The following is a 15,917-nucleotide window of genomic DNA, read 5'->3' as shown; positions in this document are numbered from 1 at the left end:
GTGCCTCAAGGGTCATACACTGTTTCGTCGAAGAACCCAACCGGGATAGGACGAAATTAGCCGCACTCAATTGAAACTATGTGACCCATACAGTACGAAAGGGCTATGACAATCAGAATTGCATTATTTTTATCAATGACTTGCGCAACTCTAATTCTGACCCAACCCGTAAAGGCGGAACGGCGGTGGGTATATCAGTACTTAGATGCGTGTGAGCCTAGTTCGCCAGACTGGCCTGTGTGCGAAGCCTATATCGAGGGCTTCTTGGGGGCTATCAAGGCACTTTCACAGAACGGTAAGATTTCCACTTCCCTCTGCCTGCCAGAAAACATTTCTGCAAAGCAGCTCGCAAAGGCACTCAGGGAATTCGCGGAGCAACATCCTTACAATACCCTTGCTATGGAAGGTGCGCTCAACATTGTGCTGAGCATGAAATTTCCCTGCAGAGCTTCCTGAACTCTTCTCAGAAAGAGATCTGTGTCCCTGTCCAGTCGAAGAAGAGACCGCTTTCCGCAAGCGTTACGCGGTCGATCAGCTTGATCAGCCCTTCAGCACTTTCCTCAACGGAAATATCGGCGCCGGAGCCGCCCATATCGGTCCGGACCCAGCCGGGATGCACGGAAATGGCGACGATCCCCTCGCCCTGAAGATCCGTGGCGAGCGCCTGCATCACCTTGTTCACGGCCGCCTTCGAGGCGCGGTAGGCGATGCGGTCGGACTTGGCGTGGGACAGCGAGCCCATGCGGCTGGAGATGGTGACGATCCTCGGCGCCTTCGAGCGCCTCAGATGCGGCAGGAAGGCCTGGACGATCCGCAAGGGCCCGAGGGTGTTGACGTCCAGGGTTTCGAGAAAGCCCTCGAAATCCATGTCGAGGGTCGATTGCCGGTGCGGCCCGATGATGCCCGCATTGTTGACGAGCACATCGATGGGCTCGTCGATCTGCGCCGCAGCCTTCCCGATCGAGGCCGCATCGCGGACATCCAGCATGACGAGCCTGAGCTGCCCGCTCGCCAGGAACGCGGCCCATTCGGGCGCGATGCCGGCCTCGTCCCGGACCGTGCCGATCACGCGGTCGCCGCGACGGAGGAGGACGCGGGCGAGCTCGTGCCCGATCCCGCGTCCCATGCCCGTGACGAGGTAGGTTCCCACGGCCGTTACCGCGAGAACTTCTTGTACTTGATCCGGTGCGGGATCGTGGAATCCGTGCCGAGGCGGCGCTTCTTGTCCTCCTCGTAATCGGCGAAGTTGCCCTCGAACCATTCCACGTGGCTGTCGCCCTCGAAGGCCAGGATATGGGTGGCGATGCGGTCGAGGAACCAGCGGTCGTGCGAGATGATCACGGCGCAGCCCGCGTAATCCTCCAGCGCCTCTTCGAGCGCGCGCAGCGTATCCACGTCGAGGTCGTTGGTCGGCTCGTCGAGGAGCAGCACGTTCGCGCCGGACTTCAGGATCTTGGCGAGGTGCACGCGGTTGCGCTCGCCGCCGGAGAGAACGCCGACCTTCTTCTGCTGATCCGCGCCCTTGAAGTTGAAGGCCGAGCAATAGGCGCGGGCATTGATCTCGCGCTTGCCGAGATAGAGCACCTCATTGCCGCCGGAGATTTCCTCGTAGAGGGTCTTGTTGGCGTCGAGCGTGTCGCGGCTCTGGTCCACGTAGCCGAGCTGCACCGTGTCGCCGATCTCGATGGTGCCCTCATCCGGCTGCTCCTGGCCGGTGATCATGCGGAACAGCGTCGTCTTGCCGGCGCCGTTCGGGCCGATGACGCCGACGATGCCGCCCGGCGGCAGCTTGAAGGACAGGTCGTCGATGAGAAGTTTGTCGCCGAAGGCCTTCTTGAGGCCGTTGAACTCGATGACGTTGTTGCCGAGGCGCTCCGCGATGGGGATGATGATCTGCGCGGTGGTCGGGCCCTTCTCGTTGGCCTTGGCCACCAGGTCCTCATAGCGCTGGATACGGGCCTTCGACTTGGCCTGACGGGCCTTGGGCGAAGCCGACACCCACTCGCGCTCGCGCTCGATGGTGCGCTGGCGCGCCTCTTCCTCGCGGCCCTCCTGCTCGAGGCGCTTCTGCTTCTGCTCGAGCCAGGACGAGTAGTTGCCCTCGTAAGGAATGCCGCGGCCGCGGTCGAGCTCGAGAATCCAGCCCGTCACGTTGTCGAGGAAGTAGCGGTCGTGGGTGACGATCAGGATCGCGCCCGGATAGGTGCGCAGGTGCCCTTCGAGCCAGGCGGTCGTCTCGGCGTCCAGGTGGTTGGTCGGCTCGTCGAGCAGCAGCAGTTCCGGCTGCTCCAGCAGGAGGCGGCACAGAGCCACGCGGCGGCGCTCGCCGCCCGAGAGCTTGTCCACCGACCAGTCGTCGGGCGGGCAGCGCAGGGCGTCCATCGCCTGATCGACCTGGGAATCGAGATCCCACAGGCCCTTGGCCTCGATCTCGTCCTGGAGACGGGTCATCTCGTCCGCCGTCTCCTCGGAATAGTTCATGGCGAGCTCGTTGTAGCGGTCGAGGATCGCCTTCTTGGCGGCCACGCCCTCCATGACGTTCTCGCGGACGTTCTTGGTCGGGTCGAGCTGCGGCTCCTGCGGCAGGTAGCCGACCCGGGCGCCCTCGGCGACCCAGGCCTCGCCGGTCCAGTCCGTGTCGATGCCGGCCATGATGCGCAGAAGCGTCGACTTACCGGCGCCGTTGACGCCGAGCACGCCGATCTTGGCATCCGGGTAGAAGGAGAGATGGATGTTGTCCAAGACCTTCTTGCCGCCCGAATAGGTCTTGGAGAGGCCACGCATGTGGTAGATGAACTGACGGGACACGGGAAAAGCCCTGCTTCTGGATCGGTTGAAAGGGATTGGCCGTCAGTTAGCAGGGGCAGCCTGCCGGGGCAAGGCTGGGGAGCGGGACCGGCACCTCCAGGCAGTCATCCCTGACGACTTCGCCAATCCGGAAACGTACGACGCGGACAGCGCGTGAGCGCTTTCCCCTACAAGCCTCGGGCAAGCTCGAGACTGGTCTTCGTCTGGTGCAAGCAGGCTCTCCTCCCCCTTGTGGGGAGGAGTTGGAGGTGGGGGTGTTAGCGCAGAACTGGACCAGCGTGGAGCCGACACCCCCACCCTGGCCCTCCCCACAAGGGGGAGGGAAGCATGAGCTTCATTCTGCGCGCGACCCCGGATCTACCGATGCCTGTCCAGGATGGCGCCACTCCATCAAAGCCCGAACGGATAGGTTTCGGGCATGCCCTTGCCGTGAGCGTGGCTGAGCGGGGTGACGGCCCCGGTCTGCTCGAACCAAACGAAGGCGTCGAACTGCTCCGCCAGGACGGCCTCGAAGTAATGGCTGTAAAGCTCGGTTTCGGGGCGGTAGACCACGCCGATGGCCCGCTCCAGGCGCGGGCGGGAGAGAGCCTCCGTCAGGTCGGCCTGGCCGCTCTCGCGCCAATTGGCCAGGAAGCAGCCGAGGCCCGTGTCGCGAAAAATCCGCTCGTGGCTGTCGGGGCGGGCGGGCAGCACATTCTTCACCTGCATGGGCTCGTCCCAGTCATCGGCGGCGGCGACCGTGCCCCGGTCGGTGCCGAAGCCGATCAGCACGGCCTCCTCGCGATAGGCCTTGCGGCACAGCTCGCCGATATTGAACTCCCCCTGCCAGCCCATCGCCGTAGCGGCGGCATTGCCGATATGGGAATTGTGCGCCCAGATCACGGCCTTGGCGTTGTCCCGGCGCGCGAGCAGGCTCTGGAGCGTCTCGAACATGTGCCGGTCGCGCAGGTTCCAGGATTCCGTCGCGCCTTCGTACATGACCCGGTAATAATGCTCCGCCGCATGGACGATCCTGGCGTTCTGGAGCGCATCGAAGAAGGCCTCGCCGCTATTGGCTTGGAGATAGTCCATCCGCCTGTCGAAGAGGGATTGCAGCTGGCGCAGCAGAGCCTCGTCGCAAGGCTTCTTCTGCCCCGTGAGAACGGCGCGGCCGTAGCGCGCGGGATCTGATTGCCAGGGGCTCAGGCAGCCGTAGCGCCCCCTCGCCTCCTTCGCAGCCTCCGGGTCGACCCTGTCGAGATAATCGAGGACGGCGCGGATCGAGGCGTTCAGGCTGTAGACGTCGAGCCCGCGGAACTCGACACGATCCGCCTCCCTGCGCTCCCTGTTGTAGTCGCGCATCCAGTTGACGAAATCGGCCACCTCTTCGTTGCGCCACATCCAGGTCGGAAAGCGCTCGAAGGCGACATTGTCGCCATTGGGAACGGGACGGTGGCGGATATAGGCATCGATGCGCGCCGCGTCGGGCCAATCGGCCTCGACGGCCACGATCGTGAAGCCATGCGCGGCGACGAGGCGTTTCGTGATGGCGGCGCGCGCGCGATAGAACTCGGAGGTGCCGTGGGTCGCTTCTCCCAGAAGGACCACCCTGGCATCGGCGAAGCGATCGAACATCGCGCCGAAAGCGGGCTCGTCCAAGCGCGATGGAAGAGGCTCTCCTTGCTCACGCAACACGCCGACCGCCTCCTTGATGGAGGCTTCGCCTTCGCTCTGCTTCCAGGACAAGCGCGCCATGGCCTCCTCCCCGGCATCGCCGGGAGATCGCGCCCGGCCCAGCCGAAGAACGGCAGCGCGAAGGAGCAGGTTCCCTCGCCCGATCCATGGCGCAAACGGAAACGGCCGGGGACGAGCCCCGGCCGCATCTCCCTTCTCAGGAAAGGATGAGCTTACCAGAAGAAGTAGAAGTGCTCCGCCTTGAGGTCCGTGAGCTTGACGTTGACGAGCGTCAGCTGGTCATCGCCGCCGAGCCATTCGCCCTTTCCGAGGTCGATGACGACATTCTTGCCGACCTGCTTCATGTGCGGCTTGAGCGTGTCGAAATCGGTGATGCCGGAATGGTTGATGTTGTGCCGGATCAGCAGCATCTCGTTCTGCGTCACCTTGAAGTCGTAGACGATGTCCTGACCCATGTCGGAGTTGAAGACATAGCGGTCGGAACCCGCGCCGCCCCAGAGCTTGTCGTTGCCTGCGCCTGCGTCGAGCACGTCGTCACCGGTGCCGCCCCAGAGCTGGTCCATGCCGAACCAGCCGATCAGCACGTCGGCGCCATCGCCGCCATAGAGCTTGTCGTCGCCGTTCTCGCCCTCGATGGTATCGGCACCCGTTCCGCCCTGGACAATGTCGTTTCCTTCTCCGCCCGTGATCTGATCGTCACCGGCATCGCCATAGAGCCTGTCGTTGCCCGCGCCGCCGTCGAGAAGATCGTGGCCGTTGCCGCCGTAGAGGAGATCGTTGCCCTCGTCGCCGTAGAGCATGTCCTCATCGTCATCGCCGCGGACCTGGTCGTTGCCGGCGCCGCCATAGAGGATGTCGAAGCCAGCGCCGCCATAGAGACGGTCGGCGCCATCGCCGCCCTCCATGAAGTCGTCGCCGAGACCGCCATAGAGGGCATCGTTGCCGAGGCCGCCATCGACGGTGTCGTCGCCCGTGCCGCCGGTCAGCTTGTCGTTGCCGCCGAGGCCGCTGATCAGGTCATGGCCGGCCAGCGCATCGATCGTGTTAGCCTTGGACGTTCCGGTGATCTCGTCGTTGCCGGCGCTCGGGGACTTCGAAGGCTCGGGCTGGCCCGTGCTGTTGAAGGCGAACCAGCTCGACGAGAGGGTTTCCTCCGTCAGGATGGTGAGAGACCCGCCATCGGCGAAGTTGACCCGGTAGCCGCCGGACACGGCCGTGATGTTCAGATCCTCGAACCGGGTCGCACCCGTGCCGTACAGGCCGATCTTGTCGCCCTGCAGGCCGCTGAAGTCCCGGATCGTGTCGCTCCCGTCGCCGAGGGTGTAGAGGAAAGAGTCGGCACCCGCGCCGCCCAGCAGCGTATCGCGGCCCGCGCCGCCGACGAGCGTGTCGTGGTTGAAGCCGCCGACGATGCTTTCATCGGCAGCCGTGCCGACGAGCGTGCGGCCGACGACGGAGAGCGGGTTCTTGAAGTACTGCTCGACGAGGGCGTCTGTGCGCTTGCCGTGCGTGGAGAAGCCATCGTCCGGACGCGGATCGGAGACCGCCTCGCTCGCATCGTAGTTCCAGAGCCAGTAGCCCCCGATCCATCCCTCGTTCGCGCGATCGGTGATGATCTTGTAGAAGGCCTGGTGCATCATGTACTGCTCGCGCTCGTCGATGCGGCCGTTGCCCCACATCCACGGAGTCGCGTTGCTGCCGTCAAGGCTGCGGAAGCCCGTCTCCGTGAAGATCAGCTTCTTGCCGTACTGCTCGGCGATCCGCTTCAGGGCGTCCATGGCGGAGATGTTCTCGCCGAAGCGCTCCTCGATCGGCGTCCTCACGCCCCATACGTCGGACGGCTTCGTCCAGCCGTCGATGAGCTGCTGCAGTGTCGGATTGGCGTTGTCCTGGGTGAAGCTGATATAGGGATTGGCTCCCATGTAATCGAGCTTGTCCCAGAAGCTGAGCGTCAGCGCCTCGGTCCAGGTCGCGGCATAGGTGAGCTTGCCGCTATAGACCTTGCGCACCTCTTCGATGATGTCGACCCAGTACTCGCGGTACTTACCGACCGTCATGCTCTCGCATTCGTTGCCGATAGCGAAGGCCTTGACGCCCTGCTGCTGCGCGAGCTTGGCATAATGAACCACGGCTTCCTTGTAGGACGCGAACCATGCGTCGGCCCAAGCCTTCGCCTGAGCCGGGGTCGAACCTTCCGGGGGACCGATCAGGGCGTTCCAGTCGTCGTTCTGCATGTTCACATGCAGCTTGAAGACGATGTCGAGACCGCGGGCCTTGGCCTTCGTGATGGCCTCGATGATGGACCCGTCGCTTTCCGTGCGCGGAGCACCGTCCACGTTGTAGCCGCCCGCATCGTCGTTGTCGCGGTAGACCCGGGTCGATGTCAGGCTGTCCATGTAGACCGTCGGGACCAGCACGACCTCGGAGGCGCCGTCCTGGGCGATGAGGTCGAGGTTTCTGTCCGTCCACGGCATGCGGTAATTGCCATCCCACCAGGACGGCATGCTCTCGGACTGGAAATCGAATAACTTGGTCATGATGAGGGTCCCTGCGGCATCGGTCGATGCGACTCTACGCATCTCGTATACCTATACAATATAACGTTTTTGTATCGTCTCGCAAGCGCGAAGAGCAGGGACAGGGTTAAGCTTTCGTTGACATCCGGCAACCGAACACACCCGCTTGCCGGCTCAAGAACGGCCCACAAAGGAATAATATCTTAGAGAGCGGAACTTTCTCGAACAATCGAGGCTCTCGACTACTCGAATATTACTGAGGATATGTTTTTCTTTACTCAATCGAGACCTTGCAGAAGACCGCGCAATCCGGTCGCTGCAAGCCTGCCAGGCAACAGAGGCGGCGTCCGATCATCGATACCGCCTCATGCCAATTCTCCGCCGGGCGCTTCCGCTCAGACGGCTTGCCCCATGATCGACGCGTAAGCTTCCTCAGCGGCAATGACCGTCGCCATCTGCACCGTATGGGCGAATCGGTAGGCCTCGCCGTAGATCGTCTCGTCCGGGAATTCGGTGATGAGGGTCATCGGCGTCGGATGGCGCTCGTCGGCCGTCACCAGGCAGGGCACGTCGTTGACGATCTCGTAGGGCGTGCCGCCGGAATGGACGGCGCAGATCTCGATCTGGCGGCGGTTGAACGCGGCCAGTCCCGGAACCGCCGAGAGCCCCTTCGTGACGGCCTCGATCAGGGTCCGGGCCGTCTCGGCCCATGACGGGTGGTGACGCATGATGAGGAAGAACCCCTTCGGGATCGTCCAGAGCTCGAACCCCCGCGGCAGGTAACCGGTCAGGGGCCGCGTCCATTCATGGGCCGGGTAACCGTGCAGATTGAGGTGCAGCTTCGCGCCCGACAGCGCCAGCGCCTGATTGCGCGCGCCGATCTCATAGAGAGGCTCCGCCCGGCCGTATTCCAGGTCGTTGCCGAGGGAGGTGTAGCGCGCCGCATGATGCATGTGGCGCGGATTGCCTTCGCAGAGCCGACCATGCAGGGCGTATCCATCCGGGTTCTCGACCGGGATATAGGCGATGTTGGCCTCCGGGTTGGCCAGCAGGCGGCGCACCGCCCGCAAGGTGCCGACCGGGGCTGATGTCTCGTTGGCGTGCTGACCGCTGGTGACCAGAACCGCCGGGCGGGAGCCCCTGCGGTAGATGCCGCGCACGGGGCGTCCTTCGCGGGAGATGCCCTCGAAGGTTTCGCCCGGCAGGGCCGCGAGTTCGCGATGGATCTGGTCGAGACCGGGAGCGGCCTCCGCCGTCTCGATGTCCTGCTCGGGGCGGGCCGGATCCTCCGGCGGGGCGAAGGGGCGCAGTTCCACGCGCACATGGGCGTCGCCCTCCCCTGCCCGGATGTCTGGCACGATCTGTCCCGGCTGAAGTCCCCGGTCCTCGGGCGGACGGCCGGACTTGTGCTTGAAGAATTCGAGCAGAGAGAAATAGAAATCCTCGTGCAGCGCCTCGCGCGTGCTCATCACCTCGTCGCCGTAATCGAGCGGACGCTCGATGCCTGGAATTTCCACGTCGATGGCGAGCGTCTCGGCATAGGGCTCCGTCTCGGGCCAGTCATGCGCCGCGACGGCCGCCATGACCTTGTGAAAGACGAGCTCGATCTCCGTCTCGAGCGCCTCGTCACGATCGGGCATGCCGCGGGGGCGATGGGCGACCTTCAGCCAGCCGGTCGGCGTGAGATCGACCTGCCCGAGATGATTGGTGCGCAGGCGGTTCGGCGCGAAGACCGCATGCTCCACGATGCGTCCGTCGCCATAGGAGAGCGTGACGCGATAGGTCATGTCCGCCGCGCCGGGCTCGAAACGGGTCTCGATGCCGTCGAGCAGGGCGGCCAGGGGATAGGCCTCCGACAGGAAGCGCAGGCGGTCGGCCTCCCCATGCACCGGATAGCGCACGCTCACACGGGTCAGGCCCGTAAGATCGATCTCTTCGAGGAAGGCATGAACCAGCGGCTTGTAGGCGCTGCGCAGGCGCGCCGCGATGCCGGCCTCGGAGAGCACCGCCTCCGCCGCGCGCCTGGCGGTCTCGTCCTCGAAGAGCCATGCCTCGAGCGCGGTGCCGCGATGGTCGCCCCGGGCCCATTCGCGCACGAGAGCGTCGAGAGTTCGCGGAACCCGCTCGTCGAGCAAAATCGTCATTTCGAAGTCTGTCCTGTGGGATCGAGAACGTCGCGCAGCCAGTCGCCCAGGAGGTTGAGGCCGAGCACGGTGAACATGATGGCGAGTCCGGGGAAGACGCTGACCCACCACGCGGTCTGCAGATAGGTGCGCCCGTCGGCCAGCATGCCGCCCCAGCTCGGAATGAGCGGATCGACGCCGAGGCCGAGGAAGGTGAGGCTGCTCTCAAGCAGGATGTTGTTGGCCACCTGCAGGGTCATCAGGATGACGATGGGGCCGAGCACGTTGGGCAGCACGTGCGTGAAGATGATACGCCCGTTACCGACCCCGATGGCGCGGGCAGAAAGAATGAACTCGCGCTCCCGCAGAGCCAGCACGGAGCCGCGCACGAGGCGGGCATATTGCACCCATTGGGTGGCGATCATGACAAGGATCACCTTGTCGATGCCCGCACCGAGGATGGCCAGGAACATGATCGCCACGAGGATGAAGGGCAGCGCGAGCTGAATATCGACAAAGCGCATCAGGAGCATCTCGGCGATGCCGCGATAATAACCCGCCACCAAACCGACGAGAGTTCCGATGGTCACAGCGCCGAGCACCGATAGGAAGCCGACCATGAGGGAAATCTTGCCGCCCACGGCCACCCGAGCCAGCACGTCGCGCCCCAGGGGATCGGTACCCAGGATATGTCCCCAGCTCTGGAACGGGGGTGTGAGCCTTGCCATGAGGTCCATGCCCTCGCCGCCATCCGGAAACAGGATGGGAGAGAGCAGCACGATAAGGGCGATACCGCCTGCGAAGAGGAGGCCGAGGACAAGCTCAAGCGACTTGAACCACGAGCGCACCGGGGAAACAGCCTGAGCGGCAGCCATCGCGTCACTCCGTCCGGATGCGCGGGTCGATCAGCCCATAGGCGATATCGACCAGCAGATTGATGAGAACGATGAAGAGCGCGAGCACCGTGATCGTGCCCTGGAGCACCGGGTAATCGCGGTTCGAGATGGCATCGAAGGCGAGAGTGCCCATGCCGGGCCAGTTGAACACGCGCTCCACGATCACGATGCCGCCGATGAGGCTGCCGAACTGCAGGCCGATATAGGTGACGAGCGGGATCGCCGAATTGCGCAGGGCGTGCTTGTAGAGCACGACCCGGTCACGCAGGCCCTTCGAGCGCGCCACCATGATGTATTGCTGGGACAGCGTCTCCAGCATGGACGTGCGCACGAGCCGCACATTGGTGGCGGTGAGAATGATCGCCATCGTCATGGCCGGCATGACGAAGCTTTCAGGCCCCTCCATCCCGCTCGGCGGAAGAAGCCCGAGCACGATGGAGAACAGGAGCACCAGCATGATGGCGAGCCAGAAATTCGGAAAGGACAGGCCGACCAGGGACAGGATACGGATCATCTGATCCGGCCAGCGCCCCCTTTGCACCGCGGCATAGACGCCGAGCGGCACCGCCAGTGCGATCGAGGCGGCAAGCGAGGCGAAAGCCAAAAGAAGCGTTGCCGGAAGCGCGCGGGCGATCAGCAGGGAGACGGGCGTTCCGCCCATGAAGCTCTTCCCGAAATCGCCCGTCAGGAGCCCTTCGAGAAAACTCAAATACTGAGCGTAGAACGGACGCTCGAGGCCGAGGGCCTGCCGGATGTTCTGCAAGTCCTGTTCGGTGACGCTGCCTGCACCGCCCACCAGCATGATTGCGGGATCGCCGGAAAGCCGGATCGCGAAGGAGACGATCAGGGTTACCGCAAGGATCACGAAAACAGCCTGCAGCAATCGTTTGAAAATGAAGCCCGCCACGGGGATCCCTTCTTGTTCTTGAAGAAGGCCCTGCTCGCGCAGGGCCTTCTCTCTTGTCGGTTCGGCTCGCGCTTACTCGACCGTCACGTCATTGAAGCGGAAGCGCAAATCTGCCGGCGGAACGAAGTTCTTCACGCGCTTGTTCACGCCCAGAACGGTATTCTGGTTGTAAAGCGGAATTTCGAGCGCCTGATCGGCCACGTAACGCGCAACTTCCTGCAGGATCTTCTCGCGCTCCTTCGTGTCGTAGATGGTGCGCTGCTTCTCCAGCAGGGCGTTCAGCTTCGGATCGTTGTCGTACGGGTTCCACTTCTCGCCCGAGTGATACATCAGGTAAGCGGTGTTGTCGTAGTCGAAGGTCCAGCCGCCCCAGGCATTGTGCCAGGCCTCGCCGGTCTTGCCGTTCGGGATGATGTCGTTGAGCAGAACCGGAGGCTCGTGCGGCTGCAGCGAGGGCTTCAGGCCGAGGGCCTGGAAATAGCCGGCCGCAGCCTGCGCCACCTCGCGGAAGGTTGCGTCGTTGCCGCGGAAGTCGATCCGCACCGGCGCACCGGCGGGCACCTTCGCCTCCTGCAGCATCTGCTTCGCCTTGGCGAGATCGAAGGGCAGCGGCTTCAGGGTCGGGTCGTTGCCGAAGGACAGCTCCGACTGGAAGCTCGCGATCGGCTTGCCGTGGCCGAGCAGCACCGCCTTGATGATCGCCTCGCGGTCAACGGCCATGATGAGCGCCTTGCGGACATTCACGTCCTTGGTGATGCCGTCCTTGGTGTTGAGGCGCAGCGCGACGACCGTCGGTCCGGTGATGCTGACGAGATTGAGGTTCGGGCTCTTTTCCACCGTGGGCGCAAGGCCGAAGGGGATGAGGGTCGCAATGTCGATGCGACCGGCCTGGAGCTCGGCCACCTGCGTGTTCGCCTCAGGAATGAAACGGGTCACGACCTTGTCGAGCTTGGGCGCGCCGCCCCAATGCTCGGGGAAGGCCTCGAGCACGAGGTTCACCTTCGGCGTATATTCGACGAACTTGAACGGGCCTGTGCCGACCGGGTTCATGTTGAAATGGGCGTCGCCCTTTTCCTGGATGTATTTCGGCGGCACGATCATGCCGCCATAGCCGGCGAGTTTCGTGAGCAAAACCGGATCGGGCTGTTTCATGACGAAATCGACGGTGTAGTCGTCGACGATCTCCACCTTCGCGATGGAGTTGTAGTTCGATTGCTGCGGGCCCTTCTTGCCCTCGTCGCCGAGCAGGCGGTCGAAGGTGAACTTCACGGCTTCCGCATTGAAGGGCTCGCCATTGTGGAACTTCACGTTCTGGCGCAGCTTGAAGCGGATGCGGCCGTTGTTGTCCAGGAACTCCCAGGACGTCGCCAGAGCCGGCTGAAGCTTCATATCCGCGCCGCGCGCGGTCAGGCCGTCGAACATATTGGTGGCGGCGGACGACCACGGCACCAGGAAGGTGTCGATCGGATCCCAGCTGCCCGGGTCGATGGTCGTGGCGACCGTGAGCGTTCCGGCCGCCTGAGCGCCGGATACCGTCAGCGGCGCCAAGGCGACTGCGGCCGTGAGGCCGAGAGCCTTCAGGGTTGTAGAGAACTTCATCTGGTTGTCTCCCTCTGGAAAACCGATTATGCCGCCCCGCGCAGGGGATCGGCCTCGATGGCGACCCAATGCCCGGGCGCGACCTCGCGCATGCGATGGATGGCGGGCTCCTGCCCGACCGGGCGCACGGGACTTGGGATCTCGCCCTCGATCCGCATCTTCGCCCGCTCGCGCGCCGGATCCGCAATCGGCACGGCGGACAGGAGCTTGCGGGTGTAGGAATGCTGCGGGTTCTCGAAAATGGCCTGGCGCGATCCGATCTCGACGATCTGGCCGAGATACATCACGGCGACGCGATGGCTGATCTTCTCCACCACGGCCATGTCATGGGTGATGAAGAGATAGGACAGCCGCCGCTTTTCCTGCAGCTCCATGAGCAGGTTCACGATCTGCGCCTGGATCGACACGTCGAGCGCGGACACGGATTCGTCGGCGATCACGAGCTTGGGATCGCTCGCCAGGGCCCGTGCGATGCAGATGCGCTGGCGCTGGCCGCCCGAGAATTCGTGCGGGTAGCGCTTGGCGTGGTGCGGCTGCAAACCCACCTGCTCCAGGAGTTCGTGCACGCGCCGCTCACGCGCCTTGGCATCCTTGATCAGGCCGTGGACGATGATGGGCTCGGCGATGCTGTAGCCCACCGTATGGCGCGGATCGAGGGACGCGAAGGGATCCTGGAAGATATACTGGATCTCCTGGCGCAGACGCCGCCGCTCGCCCTGGCTCATGGCCGCCATGTCGCGCCCGTCGAAGCGCACCGTTCCGCCCGTGGGCTCCACGAGCTGCTGCAGCGTGCGCCCGATGGTGGACTTGCCGCTGCCGGATTCGCCCACCAGCGCCAGCGTCTCGCCGGGATAGATGTCGAAGCTCACCTCTTCCACCGCATGGACCCGATGGGTCACGCGGCCGAAGAAGGTCTTGCCCACGTCGAAGCGCGTGGTGAGCTTCTCCACCTGGAGAATGGGCTTGGTGTAATCGGCGGTATCCTGCTCGTGCGTGTCGCCGACGGCCTTCGCCACGCCGCCATCCATCACCATCACCGGCGTGCGCTTCGGCAGCGGCTGGCCCTTGAGGCTGCCCAGGCGCGGCACGGCGGAAAGAAGCGCACGGGTGTAAGGATGCTGCGGCGCGGAGAAAATCTCGCGCACGGACGCCTGCTCCACCTTCTCGCCCTTCCACATCACCACCACGTCGTCGGCCATTTCGGCCACCACGCCCATGTCGTGCGTGATGAAGATGACGGCGGTGCCCATCTCGGCCTGGAGGTCGCGGATGATGTTGAGGATCTGCGCCTGGATGGTCACGTCGAGGGCCGTCGTCGGCTCGTCGGCAATGAGCACCTTGGGGTTGCAGGCCAGCGCCATGGCGATCATCACGCGCTGGCGCATGCCGCCGGAGAGCTGGTGCGGATAGCGGTCGAGGAGCTTGTCCGCATCCGGCAGGCGCACCTTCTGGAGCAGCTCCATGGCGCGCAGTCGCGCCTCGCGGCCGTTCAGGCCCTGATGCAGGATCAGCGTTTCCGCGATCTGGTTGCCGATGGTGAAGACGGGATTGAGCGATGTCATCGGCTCCTGGAAGATCATCGCGATGTCGTTGCCGCGGATCTCCCGGAGCCGGGCGTCGGACGCCTGGACGAGATCGACGGCCTCGCCGCCATCGGGACGGAAAAGCACCTGCCCGCCCGTGATCCGCCCGCCCGTGTAGTCCGTCAGCCGCATGATCGCGAGAGAGGTGACGGACTTGCCAGAGCCGGACTCGCCGACGACGGCCAGGGTCTTGCCCGGCCTGACGTCGAAGCTCACGTCCTTGACGGCCCTGAAGACCCCCTGCCCCGTGCCGAACTCTACCGAAAGGGAGCGAACCGACAGGAGCGCTTGATTCTGAGATTGACGATTGGCTGTGTCAGACATCCATCCACGCTCTTGAGAAGGCACCGGCCCTATCACGGCCCGTACCTCTTTGATACCTGTTATCCATCACAGCCACGGGCCCGATCCGTCAAGCCTGTCTTTTTCCCGAGCGGGAAATCTCCCTCATCATCGAGCCGGTTTTGCGCCAAAGCGCAAGCGTCACGTTACTTCGTCACCCATTCCCCGCCCCGCATGAGCGGCTCGGCCGTCCCGTCCTGGGTAATGCCGTCCACGTCGATCCGGTCGGACCCGATCATCCAGTCGATATGGATGAGGCTCTTGTTGGAACCGCGGGCGGCAAGCTCCTCCTCGCTCATGGCCCCACCGCCGCGGATGCACTTGCTGTAGGCCTGGCCGAGCGCGATGTGGCTGGAGGCGTTCTCGTCGAACAGGGTGTTGAAGAAGAGAAGGCCGCTCCGCGAGATCGGCGAGGAATGCGGCACCAGGGCCACTTCGCCGAGGCGGCGTGCGCCCTCGTCCGTGTCGAGAACCTTGTTCAGCACGGTCTCGCCCGTGCGCGCCCGGCTTTCCACGATGCGCCCGCCCTCGAACCGCACCTGGATGTCCTGGATCAACGTGCCGTTGTAGGAGAGCGGCTTGGTGCTGCTCACCGTGCCCTCCACCCGGTCCTTGTGCGGCGTGGTGAAGACCTCCTCGGTCGGAATGTTGGCGTTGCAGACGACGCCGTTCTTCGCCTTGGCAGAGCCCCCGTTCCATTCATGCCCGTCCGCAAGCCCGACGCGCAGGTCCGTGCCGGGGCCGCGGAAATGCAGCGCGGCATAATTCTTCCCGTTGAGCATGCGGGTGCGCGCCTGCAGGGACGCATTGTGCGCCTCCCAGGCGGCGACCGGGTCGGGCGTATCGACGCGGGAGGACGAGAAGATCGCCTGCCACAGCTTGGCGAGGGCGACCTCCTCCGGATCGTCGGGGAACACGGCCTTCGCCCAGGCGGGCGTGGCGGCGGAAACGATGGTCCAGTTGATCTCGAACCCCGCGATCATGTTGAGGGCTGGCATATAGGCCTTGGAGCGGGCGCGATTGGCGCGGGAGACCTTCTCGGGATCCTCCTTGGCGAGCAGCGCCGGATCCTCGCCGACGATGGCAAGCCGCGCCGCGCCGGCCTTGAAGGCCGCCGCCATGCCCTCGTAGAGCCAGGCCGGAGCCGCATCGAAACTCTCGTCACGGGCGCTCCGGTAGCGCATGAGGGTGCTCTCCTCGTCCGAGAAGAGCGTGGTGACGAGGGAAGCGCCAGCCCTATAGGCGTGCTCCGTGATGCGCCGCGCCAGAGCGATGGCCTCGACCGGCGCGGTCATGACCAGCTCCTGTCCGGGCTTCAGCCCCAGCCCGACCCTCACGGCGACTTCGGCCAGACGGTCGAGAAGCTGGGCATGGGTTGCGGCCTCGGCCGGATTCCGGACTTGTTCGTTCATGATCCTGGGTCTCTCGAAACGCGTCAAAGATGGCCGCAGAGGCTACACCGCTGCGCC

The 15,917-nt window shown here is 64.2% G+C and carries 11 protein-coding genes; 1 reads left to right on the top strand and 10 read right to left on the bottom strand.

Features of this window, described 5'->3' with window-relative positions; translation table 11 throughout:
• The first annotated feature begins 105 nt into the window (after positions 1-105).
• On the top strand, positions 106-456 hold the full coding sequence (locus L879_RS24580) for a Rap1a/Tai family immunity protein (protein ID WP_368086306.1): 351 nt from the start codon (positions 106-108) through the stop codon (positions 454-456).
• Between the two features lie 7 nt (positions 457-463).
• Here L879_RS24580 and L879_RS0104605 read toward each other — a convergent pair whose 3' ends face one another.
• The 10 genes from L879_RS0104605 to L879_RS0104560 all read right to left on the bottom strand — a co-directional run bounded on the left by L879_RS0104605 (position 464) and on the right by L879_RS0104560 (position 15,860).
• Complete coding sequence (locus L879_RS0104605) at positions 464-1,150, bottom strand: SDR family oxidoreductase (RefSeq protein WP_027315072.1); 687 nt, start codon at positions 1,148-1,150, stop codon at positions 464-466.
• 5 nt (positions 1,151-1,155) lie between these two features.
• Complete coding sequence (gene ettA / locus L879_RS0104600; protein ID WP_027315071.1) at positions 1,156-2,808, bottom strand: energy-dependent translational throttle protein EttA; 1,653 nt, start codon at positions 2,806-2,808, stop codon at positions 1,156-1,158.
• A 390-nt stretch (positions 2,809-3,198) separates the two neighbouring features.
• Complete coding sequence (locus L879_RS0104595) at positions 3,199-4,542, bottom strand: erythromycin esterase family protein (RefSeq protein WP_154664082.1); 1,344 nt, start codon at positions 4,540-4,542, stop codon at positions 3,199-3,201.
• A gap of 152 nt (positions 4,543-4,694) precedes the next feature.
• On the bottom strand, positions 4,695-7,019 hold the full coding sequence (locus tag L879_RS22585; RefSeq protein WP_161634633.1) for a glycoside hydrolase family 113: 2,325 nt from the start codon (positions 7,017-7,019) through the stop codon (positions 4,695-4,697).
• A 374-nt stretch (positions 7,020-7,393) separates the two neighbouring features.
• Positions 7,394-9,142 carry a M14 family zinc carboxypeptidase gene (locus L879_RS0104585; RefSeq protein WP_027315069.1) on the bottom strand — a complete coding sequence of 583 codons (1,749 nt, stop codon included), beginning with the start codon at positions 9,140-9,142 and terminating at the stop codon, positions 7,394-7,396.
• Complete coding sequence (locus L879_RS0104580) at positions 9,139-9,996, bottom strand: ABC transporter permease (RefSeq protein ID WP_027315068.1); 858 nt, start codon at positions 9,994-9,996, stop codon at positions 9,139-9,141. Before L879_RS0104580 ends, L879_RS0104585 begins: the two co-directional genes overlap by 4 nt.
• A 4-nt stretch (positions 9,997-10,000) precedes the next feature.
• A complete protein-coding gene (locus L879_RS0104575) occupies positions 10,001-10,924 on the bottom strand; it encodes an ABC transporter permease (protein ID WP_027315067.1) in 924 nt (307 codons plus the stop codon).
• A gap of 72 nt (positions 10,925-10,996) precedes the next feature.
• Positions 10,997-12,523 (bottom strand): ABC transporter substrate-binding protein, encoded by a 1,527-nt coding sequence (locus tag L879_RS0104570; RefSeq protein WP_027315066.1) that lies wholly within the window; start codon positions 12,521-12,523, stop codon positions 10,997-10,999.
• A 26-nt stretch (positions 12,524-12,549) separates the two neighbouring features.
• Positions 12,550-14,430 (bottom strand): ABC transporter ATP-binding protein, encoded by a 1,881-nt coding sequence (locus tag L879_RS0104565; RefSeq protein WP_051435032.1) that lies wholly within the window; start codon positions 14,428-14,430, stop codon positions 12,550-12,552.
• A 164-nt stretch (positions 14,431-14,594) separates the two neighbouring features.
• Complete coding sequence (locus L879_RS0104560) at positions 14,595-15,860, bottom strand: aminopeptidase (RefSeq protein WP_027315064.1); 1,266 nt, start codon at positions 15,858-15,860, stop codon at positions 14,595-14,597.
• Positions 15,861-15,917: the final 57 nt, after the last annotated feature.

Source organism: Microvirga flocculans ATCC BAA-817, from assembly GCF_000518665.1.
GTDB lineage: Bacteria > Pseudomonadota > Alphaproteobacteria > Rhizobiales > Beijerinckiaceae > Microvirga > Microvirga flocculans.
Note: the sequence above shows the minus strand (reverse complement) of the source record. Positions and strands in the feature narration are given on the sequence as shown.

Coding starts and splice junctions, on each gene's coding strand:
- L879_RS24580 (WP_368086306.1), top strand. CDS start 106: ATGACAATCAGAATTGCATTATTTTTATCAATGACTTGCGCAACTCTA.
- L879_RS0104595 (WP_154664082.1), bottom strand. CDS start 4,542: ATGGCGCGCTTGTCCTGGAAGCAGAGCGAAGGCGAAGCCTCCATCAAG.
- L879_RS22585 (WP_161634633.1), bottom strand. CDS start 7,019: ATGACCAAGTTATTCGATTTCCAGTCCGAGAGCATGCCGTCCTGGTGG.
- L879_RS0104585 (WP_027315069.1), bottom strand. CDS start 9,142: ATGACGATTTTGCTCGACGAGCGGGTTCCGCGAACTCTCGACGCTCTC.
- L879_RS0104580 (WP_027315068.1), bottom strand. CDS start 9,996: ATGGCTGCCGCTCAGGCTGTTTCCCCGGTGCGCTCGTGGTTCAAGTCG.
- L879_RS0104570 (WP_027315066.1), bottom strand. CDS start 12,523: ATGAAGTTCTCTACAACCCTGAAGGCTCTCGGCCTCACGGCCGCAGTC.
- L879_RS0104565 (WP_051435032.1), bottom strand. CDS start 14,430: ATGTCTGACACAGCCAATCGTCAATCTCAGAATCAAGCGCTCCTGTCG.
- L879_RS0104560 (WP_027315064.1), bottom strand. CDS start 15,860: ATGAACGAACAAGTCCGGAATCCGGCCGAGGCCGCAACCCATGCCCAG.